The sequence below is a fragment of the Dellaglioa sp. CoH-57-MRSF-19 genome (assembly GCF_056781975.1).
Genome location: NZ_JBXAXW010000003.1, coordinates 21726 through 43180 on the forward strand (window position 1 = coordinate 21726; position 21455 = coordinate 43180).

At 37.2% G+C, this 21455-nt stretch carries 34 protein-coding genes; 30 read left to right on the plus strand and 4 right to left on the minus strand.

The features are described from left to right. Window positions 1–10: 10 nt before the first annotated feature. From rpsC to rpsI, 29 genes are all read left to right on the plus strand, one after another. Window positions 11–667, plus strand: a complete 657-nt coding sequence (gene rpsC / locus AC1RO3_RS03785; RefSeq protein ID WP_057974636.1) for a 30S ribosomal protein S3 — start codon at window positions 11–13, stop codon at window positions 665–667. Window positions 668–670: 3 nt separating this feature from the next. Beyond that, window positions 671–1105: a 50S ribosomal protein L16 gene (rplP, locus tag AC1RO3_RS03790; protein WP_057974635.1), complete on the plus strand. Its 435-nt coding sequence runs from the start codon at window positions 671–673 to the stop codon at window positions 1103–1105. Beyond that, complete coding sequence (rpmC, locus tag AC1RO3_RS03795; RefSeq protein ID WP_057974634.1) at window positions 1095–1289, plus strand: 50S ribosomal protein L29; 195 nt, start codon at window positions 1095–1097, stop codon at window positions 1287–1289. The genes rplP and rpmC overlap by 11 nt, the downstream gene beginning before the upstream one ends. Window positions 1290–1314: 25 nt before the next feature. Beyond that, on the plus strand, window positions 1315–1581 hold the full coding sequence (gene rpsQ, locus AC1RO3_RS03800) for a 30S ribosomal protein S17 (RefSeq protein WP_057974633.1): 267 nt from the start codon (window positions 1315–1317) through the stop codon (window positions 1579–1581). 52 nt (window positions 1582–1633) lie between these two features. Further along, entirely contained in the window at window positions 1634–2002 is a 369-nt protein-coding gene (gene rplN, locus AC1RO3_RS03805; protein ID WP_409022023.1) for a 50S ribosomal protein L14, read from the plus strand. Between the two features lie 32 nt (window positions 2003–2034). After that, entirely contained in the window at window positions 2035–2343 is a 309-nt protein-coding gene (gene rplX / locus AC1RO3_RS03810) for a 50S ribosomal protein L24 (RefSeq protein ID WP_409022024.1), read from the plus strand. A 27-nt stretch (window positions 2344–2370) separates the two neighbouring features. Beyond that, a complete protein-coding gene (gene rplE / locus AC1RO3_RS03815) occupies window positions 2371–2913 on the plus strand; it encodes a 50S ribosomal protein L5 (protein ID WP_409022025.1) in 543 nt (180 codons plus the stop codon). An 18-nt stretch (window positions 2914–2931) separates the two neighbouring features. Beyond that, on the plus strand, window positions 2932–3117 hold the full coding sequence (locus AC1RO3_RS03820; RefSeq protein ID WP_057974629.1) for a type Z 30S ribosomal protein S14: 186 nt from the start codon (window positions 2932–2934) through the stop codon (window positions 3115–3117). A 33-nt stretch (window positions 3118–3150) separates the two neighbouring features. Next, window positions 3151–3549: a 30S ribosomal protein S8 gene (gene rpsH / locus AC1RO3_RS03825; RefSeq protein ID WP_057974628.1), complete on the plus strand. Its 399-nt coding sequence runs from the start codon at window positions 3151–3153 to the stop codon at window positions 3547–3549. A 30-nt stretch (window positions 3550–3579) separates the two neighbouring features. Beyond that, window positions 3580–4116, plus strand: a complete 537-nt coding sequence (rplF, locus tag AC1RO3_RS03830; protein ID WP_481761615.1) for a 50S ribosomal protein L6 — start codon at window positions 3580–3582, stop codon at window positions 4114–4116. Window positions 4117–4169: 53 nt separating this feature from the next. Continuing rightward, window positions 4170–4526 (plus strand): 50S ribosomal protein L18, encoded by a 357-nt coding sequence (rplR, locus tag AC1RO3_RS03835; RefSeq protein WP_462298812.1) that lies wholly within the window; start codon window positions 4170–4172, stop codon window positions 4524–4526. Between the two features lie 19 nt (window positions 4527–4545). After that, window positions 4546–5046: a 30S ribosomal protein S5 gene (gene rpsE / locus AC1RO3_RS03840; RefSeq protein ID WP_409022028.1), complete on the plus strand. Its 501-nt coding sequence runs from the start codon at window positions 4546–4548 to the stop codon at window positions 5044–5046. A 12-nt stretch (window positions 5047–5058) separates the two neighbouring features. Then, a complete protein-coding gene (gene rpmD, locus AC1RO3_RS03845; RefSeq protein ID WP_057974624.1) occupies window positions 5059–5241 on the plus strand; it encodes a 50S ribosomal protein L30 in 183 nt (60 codons plus the stop codon). A 45-nt stretch (window positions 5242–5286) separates the two neighbouring features. Beyond that, window positions 5287–5721 (plus strand): 50S ribosomal protein L15, encoded by a 435-nt coding sequence (gene rplO, locus AC1RO3_RS03850; protein WP_409022029.1) that lies wholly within the window; start codon window positions 5287–5289, stop codon window positions 5719–5721. Further along, entirely contained in the window at window positions 5721–7016 is a 1296-nt protein-coding gene (gene secY / locus AC1RO3_RS03855; protein WP_409022030.1) for a preprotein translocase subunit SecY, read from the plus strand. Before rplO ends, secY begins: the two co-directional genes overlap by 1 nt. Window positions 7017–7092: 76 nt before the next feature. Beyond that, window positions 7093–7755, plus strand: a complete 663-nt coding sequence (locus AC1RO3_RS03860) for an adenylate kinase (protein WP_481761614.1) — start codon at window positions 7093–7095, stop codon at window positions 7753–7755. Between the two features lie 196 nt (window positions 7756–7951). Beyond that, window positions 7952–8170, plus strand: a complete 219-nt coding sequence (gene infA, locus AC1RO3_RS03865) for a translation initiation factor IF-1 (protein ID WP_057974621.1) — start codon at window positions 7952–7954, stop codon at window positions 8168–8170. 35 nt (window positions 8171–8205) lie between these two features. Next, complete coding sequence (rpmJ, locus tag AC1RO3_RS03870; protein ID WP_057756760.1) at window positions 8206–8322, plus strand: 50S ribosomal protein L36; 117 nt, start codon at window positions 8206–8208, stop codon at window positions 8320–8322. Between the two features lie 24 nt (window positions 8323–8346). Next, entirely contained in the window at window positions 8347–8712 is a 366-nt protein-coding gene (rpsM, locus tag AC1RO3_RS03875; protein WP_057974620.1) for a 30S ribosomal protein S13, read from the plus strand. A gap of 28 nt (window positions 8713–8740) precedes the next feature. Beyond that, on the plus strand, window positions 8741–9130 hold the full coding sequence (rpsK, locus tag AC1RO3_RS03880) for a 30S ribosomal protein S11 (RefSeq protein ID WP_057974619.1): 390 nt from the start codon (window positions 8741–8743) through the stop codon (window positions 9128–9130). Between the two features lie 85 nt (window positions 9131–9215). Further along, window positions 9216–10154: a DNA-directed RNA polymerase subunit alpha gene (locus tag AC1RO3_RS03885; protein WP_409022032.1), complete on the plus strand. Its 939-nt coding sequence runs from the start codon at window positions 9216–9218 to the stop codon at window positions 10152–10154. 27 nt (window positions 10155–10181) lie between these two features. Next, entirely contained in the window at window positions 10182–10562 is a 381-nt protein-coding gene (gene rplQ, locus AC1RO3_RS03890) for a 50S ribosomal protein L17 (protein ID WP_057974617.1), read from the plus strand. A 254-nt stretch (window positions 10563–10816) separates the two neighbouring features. Further along, on the plus strand, window positions 10817–11239 hold the full coding sequence (locus tag AC1RO3_RS03895; RefSeq protein WP_481761613.1) for a GNAT family N-acetyltransferase: 423 nt from the start codon (window positions 10817–10819) through the stop codon (window positions 11237–11239). 271 nt (window positions 11240–11510) lie between these two features. Next, window positions 11511–12356, plus strand: coding sequence for an energy-coupling factor ABC transporter ATP-binding protein (locus tag AC1RO3_RS03900; RefSeq protein ID WP_481761612.1), 846 nt, complete (start codon window positions 11511–11513; stop codon window positions 12354–12356). Then, entirely contained in the window at window positions 12332–13210 is an 879-nt protein-coding gene (locus AC1RO3_RS03905) for an energy-coupling factor ABC transporter ATP-binding protein (protein WP_481761611.1), read from the plus strand. The genes AC1RO3_RS03900 and AC1RO3_RS03905 overlap by 25 nt, the downstream gene beginning before the upstream one ends. Next, window positions 13194–13997 carry an energy-coupling factor transporter transmembrane component T family protein gene (locus tag AC1RO3_RS03910; protein WP_481761610.1) on the plus strand — a complete coding sequence of 268 codons (804 nt, stop codon included), beginning with the start codon at window positions 13194–13196 and terminating at the stop codon, window positions 13995–13997. The genes AC1RO3_RS03905 and AC1RO3_RS03910 overlap by 17 nt, the downstream gene beginning before the upstream one ends. 12 nt (window positions 13998–14009) lie before the next feature. Next, window positions 14010–14774 carry a tRNA pseudouridine(38-40) synthase TruA gene (gene truA, locus AC1RO3_RS03915; RefSeq protein WP_409022037.1) on the plus strand — a complete coding sequence of 255 codons (765 nt, stop codon included), beginning with the start codon at window positions 14010–14012 and terminating at the stop codon, window positions 14772–14774. A 202-nt stretch (window positions 14775–14976) separates the two neighbouring features. After that, window positions 14977–15420, plus strand: coding sequence for a 50S ribosomal protein L13 (gene rplM, locus AC1RO3_RS03920; protein WP_057974611.1), 444 nt, complete (start codon window positions 14977–14979; stop codon window positions 15418–15420). A 13-nt stretch (window positions 15421–15433) separates the two neighbouring features. Then, entirely contained in the window at window positions 15434–15826 is a 393-nt protein-coding gene (gene rpsI, locus AC1RO3_RS03925; RefSeq protein ID WP_409022038.1) for a 30S ribosomal protein S9, read from the plus strand. Window positions 15827–16387: 561 nt separating this feature from the next. On the opposite strand, the gene AC1RO3_RS03930 is transcribed toward rpsI, so the two are convergent. The 4 genes from AC1RO3_RS03930 to AC1RO3_RS03945 are packed head-to-tail and all read right to left on the minus strand — an operon-like array spanning window position 16388 to window position 20790. Next, a complete protein-coding gene (locus AC1RO3_RS03930; RefSeq protein WP_481761609.1) occupies window positions 16388–17080 on the minus strand; it encodes a DUF6287 domain-containing protein in 693 nt (230 codons plus the stop codon). A gap of 25 nt (window positions 17081–17105) precedes the next feature. After that, on the minus strand, window positions 17106–19787 hold the full coding sequence (locus tag AC1RO3_RS03935) for an SEC10/PgrA surface exclusion domain-containing protein (RefSeq protein ID WP_481761608.1): 2682 nt from the start codon (window positions 19785–19787) through the stop codon (window positions 17106–17108). Between the two features lie 31 nt (window positions 19788–19818). Next, complete coding sequence (locus AC1RO3_RS03940; protein WP_481761607.1) at window positions 19819–20184, minus strand: hypothetical protein; 366 nt, start codon at window positions 20182–20184, stop codon at window positions 19819–19821. A gap of 36 nt (window positions 20185–20220) precedes the next feature. After that, window positions 20221–20790, minus strand: coding sequence for a hypothetical protein (locus AC1RO3_RS03945; RefSeq protein WP_481761606.1), 570 nt, complete (start codon window positions 20788–20790; stop codon window positions 20221–20223). Window positions 20791–21023: 233 nt separating this feature from the next. On the opposite strand from AC1RO3_RS03945, the gene AC1RO3_RS03950 reads away from it, so the two are divergent. Beyond that, complete coding sequence (locus tag AC1RO3_RS03950; RefSeq protein ID WP_481761605.1) at window positions 21024–21332, plus strand: helix-turn-helix domain-containing protein; 309 nt, start codon at window positions 21024–21026, stop codon at window positions 21330–21332. The last annotated feature ends 123 nt before the right edge of the window (window positions 21333–21455 follow it).

Consider the following 21455-nt stretch of genomic DNA (forward strand, 5'->3'; position numbering starts at 1 on the left):
GGGATAACGCGTGGGTCAAAAAATAAATCCAACGGGATTACGTGTAGGTATCATTCGTGATTGGGATTCAAAATGGTATGCAGAAAAAGATTTTGCAAACTACCTTCATGAAGATTTACACATCCGTAAATACATTCAAGAAAAATTAACCGACGCTTCTGTCTCTATCGTTGAAATCGAACGCGCTGCAAAACGTGTTAACGTTTCAATCCATACTGCTAAACCTGGTATGGTTATCGGTAAAGGTGGAGCTGAAGTTGAAAAACTTCGTAAAGAATTAAATGATTTAACAGGTAAACGTGTGCATATCAACATTGTTGAAATCAAACGTCCTGATTTAGATGCTCAATTAGTCGGCGAAAACGTTGCGGAACAATTAGAAAACCGTGTCGCATTCCGTCGTGCTGTTAAACAAGCTATGCAACGTACAATGCGCTCTGGTGCTAAAGGTATCAAAGTTCAAGTTGCTGGCCGTCTTAACGGAGCTGATATGTCTCGTGTTGAAAGCTACTCAGATGGTACAGTTCCATTACATACCTTAAGAGCAGATATTGACTACGCTTGGGTTGAAGCAATGACTACTTACGGTAAATTAGGCGTTAAAGTCTGGATCTACCGTGGTGAAATCTTACCAGCTAAGAAAAACGCTGTGAAAGGAGGGAAATAACCTATGTTAGTACCTAAACGTACAAAATTCCGTCGTGAATTCCGTGGTAAAATGCGTGGGGAAGCTAAAGGTGGCAAAGAAGTCGCTTTTGGAGAATTCGGTTTACAGGCTCTTGAATCATCATGGATCACTAACCGTCAAATCGAAGCTTCTCGTGTCGCTATTAACCGTCATATGAAACGTGGTGGGAAAGTATGGATTAAAATTTTCCCTCATAAATCATATACTGCAAAAGCAATTGGTGTTCGAATGGGTTCTGGTAAAGGTGCTCCTGAAGGATGGGTAGCTCCAGTTAAACGTGGAAAGATCATGTTTGAAGTTGCCGGTGTTCCCGAAGAAGTTGCTCGCGAAGCTTTACGCTTAGCATCAAACAAACTTCCAGTGAGAACTAAAATTGTAAAACGTGAGGAAGTAGGTGGCGAATCACATGAAGGCTAAGGAAATTAATGAATTAACCACTGCTGAAATGATTACCAAAGAACAAGAATTTAAAGATGAATTGTTTAACTTACGCTTCCAATTAGCTACCGGTCAATTAGAAAATACCGCACGCTTAAGTGAAGTACGTAAAACAATTGCTCGTATTAAAACGGCATTACGCCAACAAGAATTAAACAAGTAGATTACGAAAGGGAGGCCATTTACGCATGAGTGAAACTCGTAACCAACGTAAAGTCTATCAAGGACGCGTTGTATCCGACAAAATGGATAAAACGATTAGTGTTCTTATCGAAACATACAAGACACACAAAACCTACGGTAAACGTGTGACTTATTCTAAAAAATTCTATGCACATGATGAAAATAACGAAGCAAAAATCGGCGATATCGTTCAAATTATGGAAACTCGTCCGTTGTCAGCAACTAAGAGATTCCGTTTATTAGATATCGTTGAAAAAGCAGTTATTGCTTAAGCATAATTGCCATTCGTATTTCTAATTTGCTATCGAAAGGAGGACACTTACTGTGATACAAACAGAAAGTCGTTTAAAAATTGCCGACAATTCAGGCGCAAAAGAAATCTTAACTATTAAAGTTTTAGGTGGATCAAAGCGTAAAACTGCTAATATCGGTGACGTTATTGTTGCTACTGTTAAACATGCAACACCAGGTGGTGTTGTCAAAAAAGGTGAAGTTGTTAAAGCTGTAATCGTACGTACAAAATCAGGTGCTCATCGCGCTGACGGTTCATACATCAAATTTGATGAAAATGCTGCCGTTATCATCCAAGATGATAAAAGCCCTAAAGGTACACGTATCTTTGGACCTGTTGCACGTGAATTACGTGATAACAATTTCATGAAGATTGTTTCTTTAGCACCCGAAGTATTATAAGAAATCCATCGGAAAACAAGGAGGTGCGCTAAATGTTCGTCAAAACTGGTGATAAAGTTCAATTAATTGCAGGTAAAGATAAAGGTAAACAAGGTACTGTTACTAAAGTTTTCCTTAAAGATGACCGTGTGATTGTTGAAGGCATGAATATTGCAAAAAAACATCAAAAACCTAGTAACTCGAATCCACAAGGTGGCATCGTGGATATAGAAGCACCAATTCACGTTTCAAACGTGATGCTTATCGACCCATCTACAAACGAACCAACTCGTGTTGGCTTCAAAGTTGTAGACGGCAAGAAAGTTAGAGTTTCTAAAAAATCAGGTGAAACTGTTAAATAGACCTACTGAAAGGAGGACACTTTCTTCATGACTAACCGTTTAAAAGAAAAGTTCACTAATGAAATTACACCATCTATGATGGAAAAATTTAACTACACATCAATTATGCAAACACCTCAAGTTGATAAAATTGTTATCAACATGGGTGTTGGTGATGCTGTTACTAATGCTAAAAATTTAGATAAAGCTGTTGAAGAATTAGCTTTAATCGCTGGTCAAAAACCTTTGGTTACAAAAGCTAAAAAATCAATTGCTGGCTTCCGTTTACGTGAAGGTATGCCAATCGGTGCTAAAGTTACTTTACGTGGCGAACGCATGTACGATTTCTTAGATAAATTAGTTTCAGTTTCATTACCTCGTGTGCGTGATTTCCGTGGCGTTAGCAAAAAAGCCTTTGATGGCCGTGGTAACTATACTTTAGGTGTTCGCGAACAATTAATTTTCCCAGAAATCGATTTTGATGATGTGGATAAAGTTCGTGGAATGGATATCGTTATTGTTACAACTGCTAATACTGATGAGGAATCAAAAGAATTACTCACACAATTAGGTATGCCGTTTTCTAAATAATAAGGAGGTTACAAAGCTTTGGCTAAAAAATCATTAATTGCAAAGAACAAACGTCCAGCAAAATTCTCTACACAAGCTTATACACGTTGCGAACGTTGTGGTCGCCCACATTCTGTTTATCGTAAATTTAAATTATGCCGTATTTGTCTTCGTGACCTTGCTCACAAAGGCCAAATTCCTGGTATGAAAAAAGCTAGCTGGTAAATCTAAAAGACAAGTTAAAGGAGGGTAAACTCAATGGTCATGACTGATCCGATCGCAGACTTTTTAACTCGTATCCGTAATGCAAACATGGTACGGCATGAGTCTTTAGAAGTGCCTGCTTCAAAAATCAAACGTGATATCGCTGAAATCCTTAAAAATGAAGGTTTCGTACGTGATATCGAATACATCGATGATGACAAACAAGGTATTATCCGTGTATTTTTAAAATTTGGAAAAGACAACGAACGTGTAATCTCTGGTATTAAACGTATCTCAAAACCAGGATTACGTACGTACGTTCAAGCTGATGCAGTTCCTAAAGTATTAAATGGTTTAGGAATCGCAGTTATCTCAACATCAGAAGGTGTGATGACAGATAAAGATGCACGCGCCAAACAAATTGGTGGCGAAGTCTTAGCATACATCTGGTAATCAATTAATTCGTAAGGAGGTGTCACTCGCGTGAGTCGTATAGGTTATAAAGAAATCGTTCTTCCTGCTGGTGTAGAAGTTACACAAGAAGGTCAAATGGTTACAGTAAAAGGCCCCAAAGGTGAATTAACTCGTAAGTTCTCTAGTGCTATTACAATGCATGTTGAAGGTCTTTCAGTTAAATTTACTCGTGAAAGTGACGATAAAAGCACTCGTGCCTTACATGGTACAATGCGTGCCAACGTAAACAACATGGTTCTTGGTGTTACAGAAGGTTTCAAAAAAGAACTTGAGTTGATTGGTGTTGGTTATCGTGCACAATTACAAGGGAAAAAATTAGTATTAAATGTTGGTTATTCACATCCAGTGGATTTTGAAGAACGCGAAAACTTAACTGTTGAAGTTCCTGCAAATACAAGTATTATTATTTCAGGTATCAGTAAACAAGAAGTTGGCGATCTTGCCGCAGAAATTCGTGCCGTTCGTCCTCCAGAACCTTATAAAGGTAAAGGAATTCGTTACGTTGGCGAATATGTTCGTCGTAAAGAAGGTAAAACAGGTAAATAATGCTGCTTAGCATTGCTTACTTTGTTTTTGAATAAAATCAAGAGGTGAAAATTGTGATTACAAAACCAGATAGAAATAAAACACGTTCAAAACGTCATTTACGTGTTCGTGGCAAGATTTCTGGAACTGCAGAGTGCCCACGCTTAAACGTATTCCGTTCTAATAACCACATCTACGCTCAAGTAATTGATGACGTAGCGGGTGTAACGCTAGCAAGTGCCTCAACAATTGATAGTGAAGTAACTGGCGACAGTAAAGTAGCAAAAGCTACTGCTGTTGGCGCATTAGTTGCTAAACGTGCTAATGACAAAGGTATCAAAGCTGTTGTTTTTGATCGTGGCGGATACTTATACCATGGACGCGTTGCTGCTTTAGCTGAAGCAGCTCGTGAAAATGGATTAGAATTCTAAGAAAGGGAGGAAATAGTTTATGACTTTCATTGATCCAACTCATTTAGATTTAGAAGATCGTGTTGTTGCGATTAACCGTGTTACTAAAGTTGTAAAAGGTGGACGTCGTCTACGTTTTGCTGCATTAGTTATTGTCGGTGATCACAATGGTCATGTAGGCTTCGGTACAGGTAAAGCTCAAGAAGTTCCTGAAGCAATCCGTAAAGCAGTTGAAGATGCTAAAAAGAACTTGATTGAAGTACCTATGGTCGGTACGACACTTCCTCACGAAGTTCTCGGTCAATACAGTGGTGGACGCATTATGCTTAAACCAGCTGTTGAAGGTTCTGGAGTTGCCGCTGGTGGTTCAGTTCGTGCCGTTATGGAACTTGCTGGAGTAGCAGATGTAACAAGTAAATCATTAGGCTCAAATACACCAATCAACGTTGTTCGCGCAACAATGGATGGTTTAAAGAAAATGAAGAGTGCTGAAGAAGTTGCTGCATTACGTGGCGTTTCTATTCAACACTTAGCTGACTAGGAGGACTAAAACATGACAGATTTAAAAATTACATTAAAACGCAGTGTCATCGGACGTCCTCAAAATCAACGCGAAATCGTTAAAGCTTTCGGTTTACACCGTATTAGCAGCTCTGTTATTCGTCCTAATGACGCAGTAACACGAGGCGTTATCGCCAAGATTTCTCATTTAGTGGACGTTGAAGAAGTTAAATAACATCAACATCTTGTTTGCAGTTTAAAATAAGGAGGTGCCAACCCTATGAAATTACATGAATTAAAACCAAGTGAAGGTTCTCGCTCAGTACGTAACCGTGTCGGACGTGGAACATCTTCAGGTAATGGTAAAACTTCTGGACGTGGTCAAAAAGGCCAAAAAGCCCGTAGTAAAGTACGTTTAGGTTTTGAAGGTGGACAAATGCCTTTATTCCGTCGTATGCCAAAACGTGGATTTAATAACTTCAACCGTAAAGAATATGCAGTTGTCAATTTAGATAGCTTAAACAAATTCGAAAACGGTGCTGAAGTAACACCAGCATTACTTGTTGAATCAGGTATTGTTAAGAACGAAAAATCAGGAATTAAAATTTTAGCTTCCGGCGAACTTAACAAGAAATTATCTGTTAAAGCAGGTAAATTCTCAGCTGCTGCTAAAGAAGCTATTGAAGCTGCCGGTGGTCAAACAGAGGTGATCTAATGCTTAAAGTGATGAAAAATGCATTAGCTGTGAAAGAAATCCGTCAAAAGATTTTTTTCACTTTATGCGTTTTAATTGTCTTTCGCTTAGGTACTTTTATAACAGTTCCTGGAATTAACCATGCTGCAATTGCTAGTGCAACAAGTAGTAACTTAGTTAGTCTTCTTAACACTTTTAGTGGTGGTGGATTAACTAATTACTCAATTTTCGCAATGGGGGTTTCACCCTACATTACAGCTCAAATTGTTATTCAATTACTACAAATGGACATTGTTCCTCGTTTTGTAGAATGGAGTAAGCAAGGTGAAGTTGGTCGTCGTAAATTGAATCAAGCTACACGTTACCTAACAATTGTCTTAGCATTTGTTCAATCTGTAGGTATCACCGCAGGGTTAGACTCATTAAGTAGTTTAGGTTTGGTTAACAATCCAAGTACGCAAACATATGTTGTTTTGGGCGTTATTTTAACAGCCGGAACAATGTTTACGACTTGGTTAGGTGATATGATTACTGAACGTGGTATTGGGAATGGTGTTTCCATGTTAATCATGGCAGGTATCGTTTCTCGTATTCCAGGTGGTATTAAACAGATTTTCAATGAACAAATTTTCCAAGCTGATAAAGGTGATCTTTGGGGGGGCATCTTGTTCATAGTTATCTTGCTCGTTATTATTTTTGCAATCGTAACTTTTGTAACATATGTTCAACAAGCTAACTATAAGATTCCAATTCAATACACAAGACGTGTTGCTGGTGCGACAGATAGTTCATATCTGCCACTTAAGGTAAACGTTGCGGGTGTTATCCCCGTTATTTTTGCGAGTTCGTTCATTGCAACACCCCAAACTGTGCTTTTGGCATTCCAAAGCTCACAAGGGGACACGACTTGGTATAAAGTATTAAGTCAAGTTTTCAACATGCAAACAACATACGGAGCCATCCTATATACCGTATTGATTGTCTTGTTCACATTCTTCTACGCTTTCGTACAGGTAAATCCTGAGAAACTCTCAGAGAATTTACAAAAACAAGGAAGTTATATTCCAAGTGTTTGGCCTGGTAAAGCAACAGAAAAATATGTTTCAAAATTATTAATGCGTTTAAGTACTGTTGGTTCATTATTCTTAGGATTTGTTGCTTTAATTCCATTATTAGCATCAAGTTTGTTCGGATTAGATGAATCAGTTGGTTTGGGTGGTACTAGTCTGTTGATTGTCGTTGGGGTTGCTCTTGAAACTATTCGTCAATTAGAGGGTATGATGATGAAACGTAAGTACGTCGGATTCATTAGATAATCGATAAAAAACAAATTTTAAACTGAGAATTAGGTTAGGCTGATGCCTAACCATTTCTCATATTAGGAGGATATTCATGACTAAAATGAACCTGATGTTAATGGGTTTACCTGGTGCAGGTAAGGGAACACAAGCTGAAAAGATTGTCGACGCTTTCCACATCGCTCATATCTCTACGGGAGACATCTTCCGTGCAGCAATGAAAAATGAAACACCAATGGGACTTGAAGCTAAAAAGTATATCGATCGTGGTGACCTTGTTCCTGATGAAGTCACAAATGGCATTGTCAAAGAACGATTAGCTGAAGATGATATTCAAGATGGCTACATGCTTGATGGGTTTCCAAGAAATATGGCACAAGCTGTTGCCTTGGACGAAATCGGTAAGGACCTTGGAAAACCTCTTAACGCAGTCATTGACATTCATGTTGATCCTGAATCTCTAATCGAACGTTTAACTGGTCGTTACATTTGTCGTAATTGTGGAGCTACATATCACAAAATCTTCAACCCCACAAAGGTTGAAGGAACATGTGATCGCTGTGGGCAACATGAATTTTATCAACGTGAAGATGACAAACTTGAAACGGTTAAAAATCGTTTAGAAGTTAACATCAAAATGAATACACCGTTATTAGATTTTTACGAACAACGTCATCTATTGTATACAGTAGATGGTAACCGCGATATTGAAGATGTATTTGCAGATATTGAAACGATTTTAAACAATCTCAAGTAATCTGAGTATTCCGCTGCAAAGTAATTGTGCCGGAGTGGCTAACTTGCATCTGAGATAGCGGTATGATAGAATAATTCCGGTTTATCTTTTCAGGAGGATATTTGTAATAATATCCTGATAAGAACGGGTGAGAGTGTCTAATTCTCGCCATTTTTACATGTAAAGTTAAAACACGATTTTAAGGAGGTACATTTACGTGGCGAAAGAAGAAGTAATTGAGATTGAGGGTACGGTCCGTGAAACGTTACCCAATGCGACTTTTCGAGTTGTACTTGAAAATGATCATGAAATTTTAGCTCATGTCTCTGGTAAAATTCGTAAGAATTATATTCGTATTTTACCTGGTGATAAAGTGACGGTTGAAATGTCTCCTTACGATTTAAGTAAGGGTCGTATTACTTATCGCTTTAAATAGATTGTACTTCAAAAACTTTTAGGAGGTATAATTCAATGAAAGTAAGACCATCAGTAAAACCAATGTGTGAACATTGTAAAGTTATCAAGCGCAAAGGTCGAGTTATGATCATTTGTAGCGCAAATCCAAAACATAAACAACGTCAAGGATAATAAAAATTAGGAGGTGTAATTGTTATGGCTCGTATTGCAGGTATTGATATTCCACGTGATAAAAGAATCGTGGTAGCATTAACTTACATTTATGGAATCGGTAATACAACTGCTGCTAAGATCTTGGTAGAAGCAGAAGTATCAGAAGATATTAGAACTCGTGATTTAACAACTGACCAAGAGGATGCAATCCGTAAAGTTGTTGATCAATTTAAAATTGAAGGTGACTTACGTCGCGAAATCAGTTTAAACATTAAACGTCTCCAAGAAATTGGAACGTACCGAGGCATGCGTCATCGTCGTGGTTTACCAGTTCGTGGACAAAACACGAAAAACAACGCTCGTACACGTAAAGGCCCAGCTACATCAATTGCAGGCCGCAAGAAATAATTACTAGATTAAGGAGGTAATACTATTTATGGCAACTAAGAAAGTTTCTCGCAAACGCCGTGTTAAAAAACATATTGAAGCCGGTGTTGCACATATTCATTCTACTTTTAACAATACACTTGTTATGATTACTGATGTTAACGGTAACGCTGTTGCATGGTCATCAGCTGGTGCATTAGGTTTTAGAGGTAGTCGTAAATCTACACCATTCGCAGCACAAATGGCAGCAGAAGCTGCAGCTAAAGGCTCAATGGAAAATGGTATGAAGACTGTTGAAGTAGCAGTTAAAGGACCTGGTTCTGGCCGTGAAGCCGCAATCCGTGCTTTACAAACTACTGGTCTTGAAGTAACAGCAATTCGCGATGTTACTCCAGTGCCTCATAATGGATGTCGTCCTCCAAAACGCCGTCGTGTTTAACGTGGATTAATATTCATTACGGAGTTGAACTTCATAATGTTTTCACTAGATTACACGTTACGTTTTGAAAGGGGTAAAGATAAGAATGATTGAATTTGAAAAACCAAATATTCATAAGATAGATGAAAGTCCTAACTATGGTAAATTTGTTGTAGAACCACTTGAACGCGGTTATGGTACGACATTAGGTAATTCACTTCGTCGGATTCTATTATCTTCCTTACCAGGCGCATCTATTACTAATATTCAAATTGATGGTGTTTTACATGAGTTTTCAACTATTGAAGGCGTATTGGAAGATGTTACTCAAATTATCTTGAATATTAAGAAAGTTGCTTTGAAGTTAGCTGCTGATGAAGACCAATCCATCGAAATTGATGTGAAAGGTCCCGCAGAGGTTACTGCCGGTGACATCATTGTAAACAGTGATGTTGAAGTATTAAATCCCGACTTGTACATTTGTACAGTCGCAGAAGGTGCATCTTTTCATGTTCGCATGAACGCTAGCAATGGTCGTGGATACGTATCTGCTGATCAAAACAAAGCGGAAGATATGCCAATTGGCGTATTACCAATTGACTCCATTTATACCCCAATCGAACGTGTGAACTACCAAGTAGAAAAAACACGTGTTGGTCAAAAAGATGATTATGACAAATTGACACTTGATGTTTGGACTAATGGTTCAATTACACCAAGCGAAGCCATTAGTTTGTCGGCTAAAATTTTAACTGAGCATTTGACTTTATTTGTTGATTTAACCGATGAAGCTAAAAATGCTGAAATTATGGTTGAAAAAGAAGAAACACATAAAGAAAAAATGCTCGAAATGACGATTGAAGAACTTGATTTATCAGTTCGTTCATACAATTGTTTGAAACGTGCTGGAATCAACACGGTTCAAGAATTAACGAATAAATCCGAAGCTGACATGATGAAAGTCCGTAACTTGGGCCGTAAATCATTGGAAGAAGTTAAAGCTAAATTAGCTGCGCTTGATTTATCATTACGTCATGATGACTAATATTATATAGAGGGAGGGAAACTATTCATGAGTTACCGCAAATTAGGACGTACAAGTTCTCAACGTAAAGCAATGTTACGTGATTTAACAACAAGTCTTATTATCAACGAACGAATTGTGACTACTGAAGCTCGCGCTAAAGAAGTACGCAAATCTGCCGATAAAATGATTTCTTTAGGTAAACGTGGTGATTTAGCTTCACGTCGTCGTGCTGCTGCTTTCGTAAGAAACACAGTTGCTGACGTGAAAGAAGATGGTGACGATGTCACTGTTCAATCAGCATTACAAAAATTATTTTCTGATGTAGCTCCTCGTTACGCTGAACGTAATGGTGGATACACTAGAACTATGAAAACAATGCCTCGTCGTGGCGATGCCGCACAAATGGTTATTATTGAATTAGTATAATTCGTTAACAGATAATTTTTCACTTTGATTGATGATTAAAAACAAACGTTATGATGATGGAGTAATCTTAGTCTAGTTTGAAGGTTCTTCACATTTGTGATTTGCCGGTCATCCTTCATAGTGATTTTTTATTGTCTAATGAGGTCTGAAAAAAGGGTTCTGAACACATTTTAATAATGTGTTCAGAACCCTTTTTTTATGTGCTAAAACCTAGTATGATAATAGTATTCTTAATCTGTTTAGGGGGTAATGTGATGGCACAAAGTTCAATACAACTTTACCGTTATGATAGTAAATATTTATCGGAAATAACGACATTATTCAACCAAACAATTCAAGAGATTAACCGACAAGATTATTCACAACTAGAAATTAATGAGTGGGTGCAGAATAATCCAGATCTGAGTGCATGGCATAAACGATTAAGTGAATCATTTACGCTACTTGCCATCAAAGATTTAAAGGTCATAGGATTTGGTAACCTTGAAGTAACAGGACATATTGATATGCTGTACGTAGAGAGTTCTATGATTCGACAGCATATCGGAGCGCTTATTTTAACAGAATTAACAAATTACCAAAGGAATGAATTACAAATAAATGTACAAACGGTAGAGGCTTCAATAACTGCTGTCTCTTTTTTTGAACATTATGGGTTTAAAATTATAAAAAGATAAGATAATTATCGACATCAACAAAATCTAGTTAATTATCAAATGGTGAGAGAAATTTAGCTTAAAATGCAGTTCTTAGCGCAATATAAAAAGGTGTGACTAAATGGCTGTTTATTGTTAATTAAGAGCTTAAAAGTACAAAAAATGCATTTTAGATGTATGTTGTATAGATAGGACAACTATAAAGAGTAAAAGTATAAATACACTGAGTTCATTTTGGCCTGTGATATAATGCAAAACGTAAGTTATCTTGTGAATTGTGAGGACAGTAACAATGACTGAATTAATTAAAGTTGATCATTTAAATTATCAATATGAAGCACAAAAAGAAATGAGTGAAATGGCACTTAAAGATGTGTCCTTTACGATTGAAAAAGGTGACTGGGTTGCAATTATTGGTCATAACGGTAGTGGGAAAAGTACATTATCTAAAAATATTAATGGCTTGCTAGCACCTCAATCAGGTGAAATCACAGTAGATGGCCTTATTTTATCACCAGAAACGGTCTGGGATATTCGTCGTAAGATTGGCATCGTTTTTCAAAACCCAGATAACCAGTTTGTGGGAGCAACTGTTGAAGATGACGTTGCATTTGGACTTGAAAACAATGGAATAGAACGTAAAGAAATGCAAGAACGAGTCAGAGACGCGCTTGAACGTGTAGATATGTGGGAGTTTGCGGCCAAGGAACCTGCTAGACTATCTGGGGGACAGAAACAACGTGTCGCAATCGCTGGAATTGTCGCTCTAAGGCCAGAAGTTATCATCTTGGATGAATCAACTAGCATGTTGGATCCAGAAGGTCGTGACGAAGTTTTGAGCCTAATACATCAACTCAAAGAAGAACGTGGGCTAACAATTATTTCAATCACGCATGATATTAATGAAGCGGCAAGTGCTGACAAAATTATGGTTATGGACAAAGGCGAGCTGGTAAAAGAAGGCACACCTGCTGAAATTTTTGCACTTGGTGAACAATTAGTAGATATGGGATTAGATATTCCATATCCAGAACGCTTAAAAGTCGCGCTTAAAAAACGTCATTTTGACATTCCGGACGACTATATGACAGAGGAAGGTATGGTAGATTGGTTATGGCAATTAAATTCAACGAAGTAGCCTTTACCTACCAAAAAGGGACACCTTTTGAAAGTCGGGCGCTACATAATATCAATCTTGAAATTGAGGACGGCTCATTTACAGCAATTGTTGGACATACAGGTTCTGGTAAATCGACCCTATTGCAACATTTAAATGGCCTATTAAAACCAACTGAAGGTAAAATTACAATTGGGAATCAAATCATTACACCAGAAACGGCCAATAAAACGTTAAACGATTTACGAAAACAAGTTGGCATCGTTTTTCAATTTCCAGAAGCACAATTGTTTGAAGAAACGGTTATTAAAGATGTGGCATTTGCGCCAAAAAACTTTGGTAAAACAGATGAAGAAGCTGAGAAAATAGCGACAAAAATGTTGAAGTTAGTTGGATTACCAGAGAATATCTATCAGCAATCACCATTTGACCTCTCTGGTGGTCAAATGCGTCGCGTAGCAATCGCTGGAATTCTGGCTATGGAACCTAAAATCTTGGTTTTAGACGAACCCACAGCAGGATTAGATCCTAAAGGTCGCGTTGATATGATGGCAATGTTCGAAGAACTTCATCGTGAACAAAATTTGACGATTATTCTCGTAACGCATCAGATGGATGATGTGGCAAATTATGCGAATCACGCTATTATCATGTCAAAAGGAACGATTATTAAATCGGGCACACCAAGAGAAGTTTTTGCTGATCCAGAGTTCTTATTAAGTAACCATTTGAACGTGCCAACAACAACGTTATTTTCAAAAAAATTAATTGAAAAAGGCTTTGAATTCAAGGAGATGCCTTTAACAGAGAATGAATTAGCCGACGACCTCGTCACGCTGCTAAGCCAAAATGGAGGTCATGACGCTAATGAATAAGTTGATTTTTGGACGTTACATAGCGGGTGATTCACTCGTTCACCGCATGGATCCGCGTGCTAAATTAGTTTTGAGTTTTTATTTTGTTGGAATAATCTTTATGGCAAATAATTGGCAAAGTTTTTCTATGCTTTTAGTTTTTACGTTAGGATGTATTTTAGCGTCAAAAATTAATATGAGTTTCTTTTTAAAAGGTGTCCGGCCATTAATTTGGCTGATTATCTTTACGGTTGCTTTGCAAATGCTATTTTCAAGTGGTGGCCAAATGTACTGGCATTGGGGGATTTTTAAAATTTCTCAATTTGGTGTGACAAATGGATTATATATTTTTTGCCGATTTATTTTAATTATTTTTATGTCAACATTATTGACGTTGTCAACGGCACCACTCCAACTAGCAGATGCGATTGAATCTTTATTAAAACCACTTAAAGCAATCAAATTTCCAGTTTATGAAATTGCGTTAATGTTATCAATCGCGTTACGTTTTGTCCCTACATTAATGGATGAGACAGAAAAAATTATGAACGCTCAACGAGCTCGAGGTGTGAACTTTGGTCAAGGGTCGCTAATTAAACAAATGCAATCAATTATCCCGTTGTTAATTCCGCTATTTGTAAGTTCGTTCAATCGTGCCGAAGATTTAGCGATTGCCATGGAATCTCGTGGTTACCAGGGTGGAGAAGGTCGAACAAAGTATCGTATTTTAAAATGGCGGACGGCTGATACGTTAGCTTTTGTTTTATTCGCTATCGTTACCGTTGCATTAGTCTACCTCAAAAATTAAGGATGAATAAATATGTCAGTACGTTTTAAAATTACCGTTGCTTATGATGGCGCAGCTTTTGCAGGGTTTCAGAGGCAGCCAAACCAACGGACGGTTGAATCTGTCTTAGAAAAAGCAGTAACAATTATGAGTAAATCAGAAGTACCAGTTAGAATTTATGGTTCAGGCCGAACAGATGCTGGCGTTCATGCCTTAGGACAGGTTTTTCATTTTGACTTCATGCATGAAATTCCGGAAACTAGCATGATGAGAGCATTGAACAGTTTATTGCCACTGGATGTTCAAGTTAAAAAAGCCGAACTTGTCAGTGATGATTTTCATTCACGCTATAGTACGCATGGTAAACGATATATGTATCGTGTTTCTCAAGGTGAATTTACCGACCCATTTAAACGCTTCTACACGGGTCATTATAAATACAAGATAGATATCGCCAAAATTGAAGAAGCATTACCTGATTTAGTTGGCGAACATGATTTTTCTAGTTTCGTGGCGGCAGGTAGCCAGGTTACAGATCACGTTCGGACGATTTATGAGGCAACCGTGAGAGAAGATAAAGAAAACCATGAAATTATTTTTGAATTTTATGGAAATGGCTTTCTGTACAATATGGTCCGAATTTTAGTCGCTACACTCCTAGAAATAGGGAACGGCCGGCGTCCGGTTCATGATATTTTACGGTTATATGAAGTAAAGGATCGACAACAAGCTCGAGAAACAGCTCCGGCGAGTGGATTATATTTAAAAAAGGTTTATTATCCGGACGAATTAGGGTAATATAGAAGTTATTGACAATATGAATACTAAGGCAATTTTAAATCTGAAAAGGTGTTATTTATTTGTGGGATGCCCATAAATTAGATTGACAAATTGACTTTTAATAGTTAATATTATAAATGGTATTGTTTGCCCCACTGATAGGCCCCGGAAACTTATTTGAGTGTCAAACAAACAACATGAAAAAACGGAGGAAACAATCGTGCGTACAACTTATTTAGCAAAAAAAGGCGAAATAGAACGTAAATGGTATGTTATTGATGCAACTGATATTTCTTTAGGTCGCTTATCAACTGTCGTTGCTTCTATCTTACGCGGTAAAAACAAACCAACATTCACACCTAATGTGGATACTGGTGATAACGTTATTGTTATCAATGCAGAAAAGGTTGGTTTAACTGGTCACAAAGCTGACAGAAAATTATACCAACATCATACAGATCATCCAGGTGGTTTAAAAACTCGTACTGCTGGTGATTTCCGTGCCAACGATCCTGAAAAATTGATTGCTTTCTCTGTTAAAGGTATGCTTCCAAAAGGTACTCTTGGTAAAGAACAAGCATTGAAATTACACGTATATCGTGGTGCAGAACATGATCAACAAGCACAACAACCAGAAACTTTAGATATTACAAACTTAATTTAAGGAGGCAATTGAAATGGCTCAAGTCGTATATTCAGGAACAGGTCGTCGTAAAAACTCAGTAGCTCGCGTACGTTTAGTACCAGGTACTGGTAAAATTACTATCAACAACAAAGCAATTGAAGATTACATTCCATTTGCTAACTTACGTGAAGTAGTCTTACAACCATTTAACGCTACAGAAACATTAGGTAGTTATGATGTTTTAGTTAACGCTAATGGTGGTGGCTTCTCAGGTCAAGCTGGCGCAGTTCGCCATGGTATTGCTCGCGCATTACTTACAGTAGATCCAGATTTCCGTGCAGCTCTTAAATCTGCAGGATTACTTACTCGTGATCCTCGTATGAAAGAACGTAAGAAACCAGGTCTTAAGAAAGCTCGTAAAGCAAGCCAATTCTCAAAACGTTAATATATATTTATATCGATATTTTGAAGCACTTCACAAAGCAATTTGTGAGGTGTTTTTTTTGGTATATTGCAGTTGTCACTGGTGAATATTTTTGGTTCTATTGCAACTATTGTTGGTGAATATATTATGGAGGGTGTTGTCACTTTGTGACAACGCCTTTTTTATGTACATAATCCTCATTACAAAGAAAATGTGTTTCCTAAAATTACTGAAATCGTAGGCATTACGTTTAATATGTTTCAATTCATTGTTAGTTTCTTAAAGTTGGCCACTAGAATAACGTAGTAGCCTAATAGAGATGCCCGCCATCCGTAGCTAACAATTTGATTATGTTGAGAACTCTGCAGGGGTGTCAGGCATTTTTGAAGGTAATCTAAAGTACCATAAACTCCGATGACTGCTGGATTAAGGAGTGCTTTCAGCAAATTTCATATTTAGTAAAACCTTAGTATTATTTGTCATAGGAGACTCTTTTTAGTGTCATACAAAAAAATCTGTTGCCAGTGATAGATTTTTCTATCACTGGCAACAGATATTGTAGACCTTCTATTTATATATATATTAACTTTGGCTGTAAACCGCGGTCACTGAGTTACTACTTGACCAAACAACAATCAGATTCTGCTTGTTCGTTTCTTCACCAGTATTAACACCATATTCGTGACTAGTCCCTTTGGGATAGAACATGACGGACCAATTAATAGAAACATCACTTGCATTACTTAAGCTGGCGGTTAAGATATTATTAGCAACTTCAAATTTCGTCGCATGCAGCCCATTCTGATCTTTTAAGCCAGCTTTATTTAATGTAAACGAAGATGATGACACTAGACTATCTTTAGTAATATTTAACGGCTGAACATCATCAAGTGGTAAGTCGCGTCCCCGTGCTTCTAACTTCACAATTTGCCACTGACCGACGATACTGCTGTAATCACTGACTTGAATTTGATCTAAATTCATCTGTTTTGGTTGATTTACTTCTTTGGCAGGCGTCTTTTTAATCGTATTTACTTTTTTTGACGACTGCGCTTTTTTCTTATCTGACACGGATTCTTTTTTTGGTTGATTTACTTCTTTAGTATGCGTCTTTTTAGTTGTATCTGCTTTTTTTGACGACTGCGCCTTTTTCTTATCTGACACGGATACTTGTTTTGGCTGACTTGTTTGCTCAGACTGTGACTTTTGTTGCCCACACGCTGTTAATAAAGCAACCATTACGATACTAGTCATTACAAGTAAAGGCTTCTTCATCTCAATTCCTCCTTACAATAACGAATTAGTGTTTACGACGGCGCGTTCCTGCAAGTCCAAAGAGACTAACGGCACCAACAAGAGCTGCACCAATCACTGAAACGACTGACGAATTAGTTTCGTCAGTTTGTGGTAATACCGAAGCACCTAATATTTTAGCGTTATTGATTTCTGAATGATCAGCAGCTTTAAGACGTGATGTTGATGTATTATTGCTTGGTGCAACAATACCATTGTTGTCAGTCGTGTCTTTAGCTGTTTCACTACCTTTAGCAACAACAGAACCAGTTACGTTACCTTTATCTGAACCATTGTCTGAACCTGTTACATGACCAGTATGTGAACCAGAATCGTTATCAGTACCAGTTGATGGTTTGTCAACATTGTTCAAAGCATCTTCGATGTCTTTTTCATGTTGTAATTTAGCTAATGCAGCTTGTGCATCGTCTAAAGCTTTCTTAGATGCATCAGCGATTGCTTGTAACTTCGCATATTGTGCATCGTCAGCAACGGAAGCAGCTTGTGCATCTTCGGCAGCTTTAACAGCCTCGTCGTATGCTTTTTTAGCAGCTTCAACAGCTTTTGTTGCGTCAACTAAGTTAGCTTCAGCATTCTTTAAGTCATCTAAATGATTTGTTTTTTCGCCAAGTGCGTCTTGACCAGCTTTTAAAGCTGCTTGAGCGGCACTTAATTTAGCAGTTGCATCTTTTAATGCAGTTTTAGCAGTAACTAATTTAGCATTAGCTGCGTCTAAAGTCATGTGTTTTTGAGCTTGTGTTGTTTTAGTTGTAGCTAAGGCAGCTTGTGCATCTTTTAAAGCTTGTTGTTTTTGAGGCATTGATGCATTTAAATCATCAACAACTGTTTGTGCATTTTTAACAGCTACAGTAGCAGTTTTAACATCGTTTTGTGCTTTAGTTAAGGCTGTGTGTGCTGTTGCTTGTTTTGTTTTAGCAGTTGCTAAAGCAGTTTTAGCTGTAGCTAAGGCTTGGTTAGCTTTAACTGTTTGTGATTTAGCTGCTGCAAGAGCTGCATCAGCAGTTTTTGAAGTTGCTGTTTTAGCAGTAACGTCGCTTGCTAATTTATCAATTTGAGCTTGACTGACAGTTCCAGATTCAACAGGTGTAGTGCTAAATTTAGAAGCGTCGTTAACATCATAGTCATCAACAAAGTTAAAGAAACTTGTTAAGAAGATATTACCGTTAGATTGTTTAAATTGACCGAAGCCAAGACCGAACCATGTGTTATTGGCAGGTGTATATGTTGCCATAATGCCAGCAACACTTACGGCATGGCCCCATTCACCCCCATTGAATAAGAAGGCATTCATTGAATCATAGATAGATTTCTTGAAAGCATCAAGACTAAGATTCCAACCATTTTCAGATGATTTATCGAAGATAGTATTCATATCTTGTTGTGTTAAGTATGTTAATCCCATACCGTTAGCAATGCTGTTGTTTAATGCATTGTCATGACCATCATCAGGATCGTTATTCTTAGATGTATAAGCATCGCCGATTGATTGACCTAATTTTTTAGAACCTTCTGAGACTTCAACTTGTGTGCTACCAAAACGGTCACGCACTTCATTTAATAATTGTTTAGCATATTCATTTAAGTCATCAAGATATTTGTTTAAATCTGATTGGTTGTTAATATGAACAGTTTTATCTTGGTCATTTGAAATGTAGCCGCCATTTAATGCCCATTCTTTTTCAGTTGCAGCTGTTAAACTGTCAATGACATCTTGATAATTAGCGTCAGCTGATGAAGCATCTGAATAAGCCTTTAAGGCATTAATGTAGTCTTGGCTTAAGTTGATGTGATTTTGGTTAGCTTGATGATTACCTTGTTGTTTCTTAGCATCATCTAATGCTTTTTGAGCAGTATCTTTAGCTTTTTGAGCAGCGTCAGCTTTAGCTTTAGCATCATTTTGTTGTTTGTTAGCATCAGTTACGCCAGTTTGAGCGTTATTAACATTGTTTTGTGCGTCAGCAATATTCTTGTCAGCTTGGTCAGCACCTTTTTGAGCATTGTCTTCAGTTGTTTGAGCTTGATCCAAGTTATCTTTGGCATTGCTTAAATTCTTGTCGGCTTCGGCTGAACCTTTGCCATCAAGGTTATTTTGAGCATTATCAACGTTTTCTTGAGCTTTATCAGCATCTTTATCAGATTGGTCAGCACCTTTTTGGGCTTCATCAACGCCAGTTTGAGCATTATCGACATCTGTTTTACCTTTATCAACATCTGTTTTAGCGTTATCAACGTCTTGACCTAATTGGTTATTTGTTTTGTCTTGTTCGTCAACTGCATCTTGAGCGTTATTGATAGATTCATCAGTTGCGTTATCAGCAGTATTTTGCGCATTTTGTTGATTATCAACAGCACTGTTTAAATCTTCTTGTGATTGATTAGCATTTTCTTCAGTTTGACCAGCATTGTCTTTAGAAGCATCGGCTGTGTCTTTAGAAGTATCAGCAGCACTTTGATCTTTGTCAGCTGTATCTTTGGCATTATCAACGTCAGTTTGAGCGTCTTTAATATCGTCATCTAATTTTTGACTGTTAGATTGAACTGTTTGAGTATGAGTTGTTTCAGTTGAGTCGGGTGTAGTTGTTGCAGCGTTTGCCGTTGTTGTAGCACCAACGACAGTAACTCCAGCGATTAATGCACTTGATAATAAAGTAATGTTTGATTTTTTCATAATATAAAATATCCTCCCAATAAATTAATAATTATTTAGCAACCTGTTCAAATTTTAACCCCTCTAATAAAAATCCGAAGCCCATCATTTGTGAACCAGTTACGGAATTAAGTGTAAATGTTTTTTTATCTTTGTCTAAACTAGCTTTCATTGTATAATCATCAAATTTCATGGTAAGTTTACCGTCTTCAATTTCATAAGTACCTTGGTCTGACTTTTTATCAGTTTCAACTTTAGTCACAGTGTTTCCTTTAAACTTCAACTCAAATTTGGAACCACCCATGTCGGAAATATAGCTTCCATCCATCTTATTTGAATTGCCCATCATAAACATAGCCACAATAATAACTATAGCTACTATACTGACACCGGTAATAATATTTGCTTTTTTTGACATTTTTTCTCCATTTTTATAAATTTAATATAATAAATCTTATTTTCTGAACGAATTAAATGCACTGACGGTTGAGGACATAGCTGCCAAGCGTGCATTTGAGGCAATATCTTGTTGTAAGCCTCTCATTTCTTCCTGCATTGAAAGTTGAGTTTCTTGGAATTGTTGTGTTTCTAAAATGTTAAAGGCTTCTTGCAAATCACGTGCCCGAGTTTCATCAATTAATTTCCAAAGACGAAAAATATCGAAATAGTTGTAGAATTTCTCTGGGAATCCTTGCTTGCCTGCAATATAATCTTCATTTGCCATTTCAGCGTCCAAGTCTGCTAAGGCTTGTGTTTTAGATTCATTACCCGGCATAATATAAACAAAATATTTAAAAGCAAATAGCGCGATAACAGCAATGATGAATGGCATCGCCGCACTTGTCTGACTAGTAATCATAAAAAGAACAATTAAAACGACTAATGCGATGATTATTCCTCGAAATTTTTTCTTACCTTTTTCAATCTTAGCCTCTGCTTCACGAATTTGTTGTTGGATAACTGCAGCTCCCGCTGTAACACTTCTTTTTGCCATTAAAAAATCTAAAAGTTCTTCTTTATTCATAATTTTCTCCCTTTTCTTTGAACGAATTATTAACCAACCTTTACCAAACGATCCCTATAAAATCTCCTCCCCCAAAAAAGTAATTTATATCTTGCACTATCTTCACATGATATATTTTATCTCAAAAATATACTCAATACTACCTTTTTATGTAACTTTATAGGTATACTGAGAGCTTTGAAAGTGTGCGCACTTAATTTATCATTAAACATATGGATAAATAGGAGCGATTTATGATTATACTTGTGGGCACTTTCATTCGGAAAAAGCGAAAAGAATTAGGACTTACAATTGAAGAATTGGCAGAAATGGCGGACGTATCCGCCAGCTATTTGGCTCGACTCGAAAGAGGACAATTAGACGATACGAGTACAAGAAAGTTGGAACTAGTTCTGAATGCCTTACAATTAAATTTGGCTGATATATTAATGAGTAATGATTTTAACGACATTTATACGCCCGAATTAATTAACAGATTGAAAAGCATGACCACAGATGATAGAATGCGTATCTCTAAAGCGTTACTGGAAATCTTGAAATAGAAATTGATTAGACATATATTAAATGGGTAGAGAGTGTGTAAAGCATAAAAAAAGACACCATTAATGGTGTCTTGACTAGTCTATTTTATGGTGTTAATTTTATCTCGTATTATGGATTTTATT

What these genes read in the sequence shown, in the direction of transcription:
- AC1RO3_RS03885 (WP_409022032.1), top strand. Translation starts at nt 9,216, where the DNA reads ATGATTGAATTTGAAAAACCAAATATTCATAAGATAGATGAAAGTCCT.
- rplP (WP_057974635.1), top strand. Translation starts at nt 671, where the DNA reads ATGTTAGTACCTAAACGTACAAAATTCCGTCGTGAATTCCGTGGTAAA.
- rpmC (WP_057974634.1), top strand. Translation starts at nt 1,095, where the DNA reads ATGAAGGCTAAGGAAATTAATGAATTAACCACTGCTGAAATGATTACC.
- AC1RO3_RS03950 (WP_481761605.1), top strand. Translation starts at nt 21,024, where the DNA reads ATGATTATACTTGTGGGCACTTTCATTCGGAAAAAGCGAAAAGAATTA.
- rpsQ (WP_057974633.1), top strand. Translation starts at nt 1,315, where the DNA reads ATGAGTGAAACTCGTAACCAACGTAAAGTCTATCAAGGACGCGTTGTA.
- secY (WP_409022030.1), top strand. Translation starts at nt 5,721, where the DNA reads ATGCTTAAAGTGATGAAAAATGCATTAGCTGTGAAAGAAATCCGTCAA.
- rpsE (WP_409022028.1), top strand. Translation starts at nt 4,546, where the DNA reads ATGACTTTCATTGATCCAACTCATTTAGATTTAGAAGATCGTGTTGTT.
- rplX (WP_409022024.1), top strand. Translation starts at nt 2,035, where the DNA reads ATGTTCGTCAAAACTGGTGATAAAGTTCAATTAATTGCAGGTAAAGAT.
- AC1RO3_RS03945 (WP_481761606.1), bottom strand. Translation starts at nt 20,790, where the DNA reads ATGAATAAAGAAGAACTTTTAGATTTTTTAATGGCAAAAAGAAGTGTT.
- rpmJ (WP_057756760.1), top strand. Translation starts at nt 8,206, where the DNA reads ATGAAAGTAAGACCATCAGTAAAACCAATGTGTGAACATTGTAAAGTT.
- AC1RO3_RS03935 (WP_481761608.1), bottom strand. Translation starts at nt 19,787, where the DNA reads ATGAAAAAATCAAACATTACTTTATTATCAAGTGCATTAATCGCTGGA.
- AC1RO3_RS03900 (WP_481761612.1), top strand. Translation starts at nt 11,511, where the DNA reads ATGACTGAATTAATTAAAGTTGATCATTTAAATTATCAATATGAAGCA.
- rpsM (WP_057974620.1), top strand. Translation starts at nt 8,347, where the DNA reads ATGGCTCGTATTGCAGGTATTGATATTCCACGTGATAAAAGAATCGTG.
- AC1RO3_RS03905 (WP_481761611.1), top strand. Translation starts at nt 12,332, where the DNA reads ATGGCAATTAAATTCAACGAAGTAGCCTTTACCTACCAAAAAGGGACA.
- rpsI (WP_409022038.1), top strand. Translation starts at nt 15,434, where the DNA reads ATGGCTCAAGTCGTATATTCAGGAACAGGTCGTCGTAAAAACTCAGTA.
- AC1RO3_RS03940 (WP_481761607.1), bottom strand. Translation starts at nt 20,184, where the DNA reads ATGTCAAAAAAAGCAAATATTATTACCGGTGTCAGTATAGTAGCTATA.
- rplO (WP_409022029.1), top strand. Translation starts at nt 5,287, where the DNA reads ATGAAATTACATGAATTAAAACCAAGTGAAGGTTCTCGCTCAGTACGT.
- rplE (WP_409022025.1), top strand. Translation starts at nt 2,371, where the DNA reads ATGACTAACCGTTTAAAAGAAAAGTTCACTAATGAAATTACACCATCT.
- rplQ (WP_057974617.1), top strand. Translation starts at nt 10,182, where the DNA reads ATGAGTTACCGCAAATTAGGACGTACAAGTTCTCAACGTAAAGCAATG.
- AC1RO3_RS03930 (WP_481761609.1), bottom strand. Translation starts at nt 17,080, where the DNA reads ATGAAGAAGCCTTTACTTGTAATGACTAGTATCGTAATGGTTGCTTTA.
- rpsH (WP_057974628.1), top strand. Translation starts at nt 3,151, where the DNA reads ATGGTCATGACTGATCCGATCGCAGACTTTTTAACTCGTATCCGTAAT.
- rpmD (WP_057974624.1), top strand. Translation starts at nt 5,059, where the DNA reads ATGACAGATTTAAAAATTACATTAAAACGCAGTGTCATCGGACGTCCT.
- AC1RO3_RS03860 (WP_481761614.1), top strand. Translation starts at nt 7,093, where the DNA reads ATGACTAAAATGAACCTGATGTTAATGGGTTTACCTGGTGCAGGTAAG.
- AC1RO3_RS03910 (WP_481761610.1), top strand. Translation starts at nt 13,194, where the DNA reads ATGACGCTAATGAATAAGTTGATTTTTGGACGTTACATAGCGGGTGAT.
- AC1RO3_RS03895 (WP_481761613.1), top strand. Translation starts at nt 10,817, where the DNA reads ATGGCACAAAGTTCAATACAACTTTACCGTTATGATAGTAAATATTTA.
- rpsK (WP_057974619.1), top strand. Translation starts at nt 8,741, where the DNA reads ATGGCAACTAAGAAAGTTTCTCGCAAACGCCGTGTTAAAAAACATATT.
- truA (WP_409022037.1), top strand. Translation starts at nt 14,010, where the DNA reads ATGTCAGTACGTTTTAAAATTACCGTTGCTTATGATGGCGCAGCTTTT.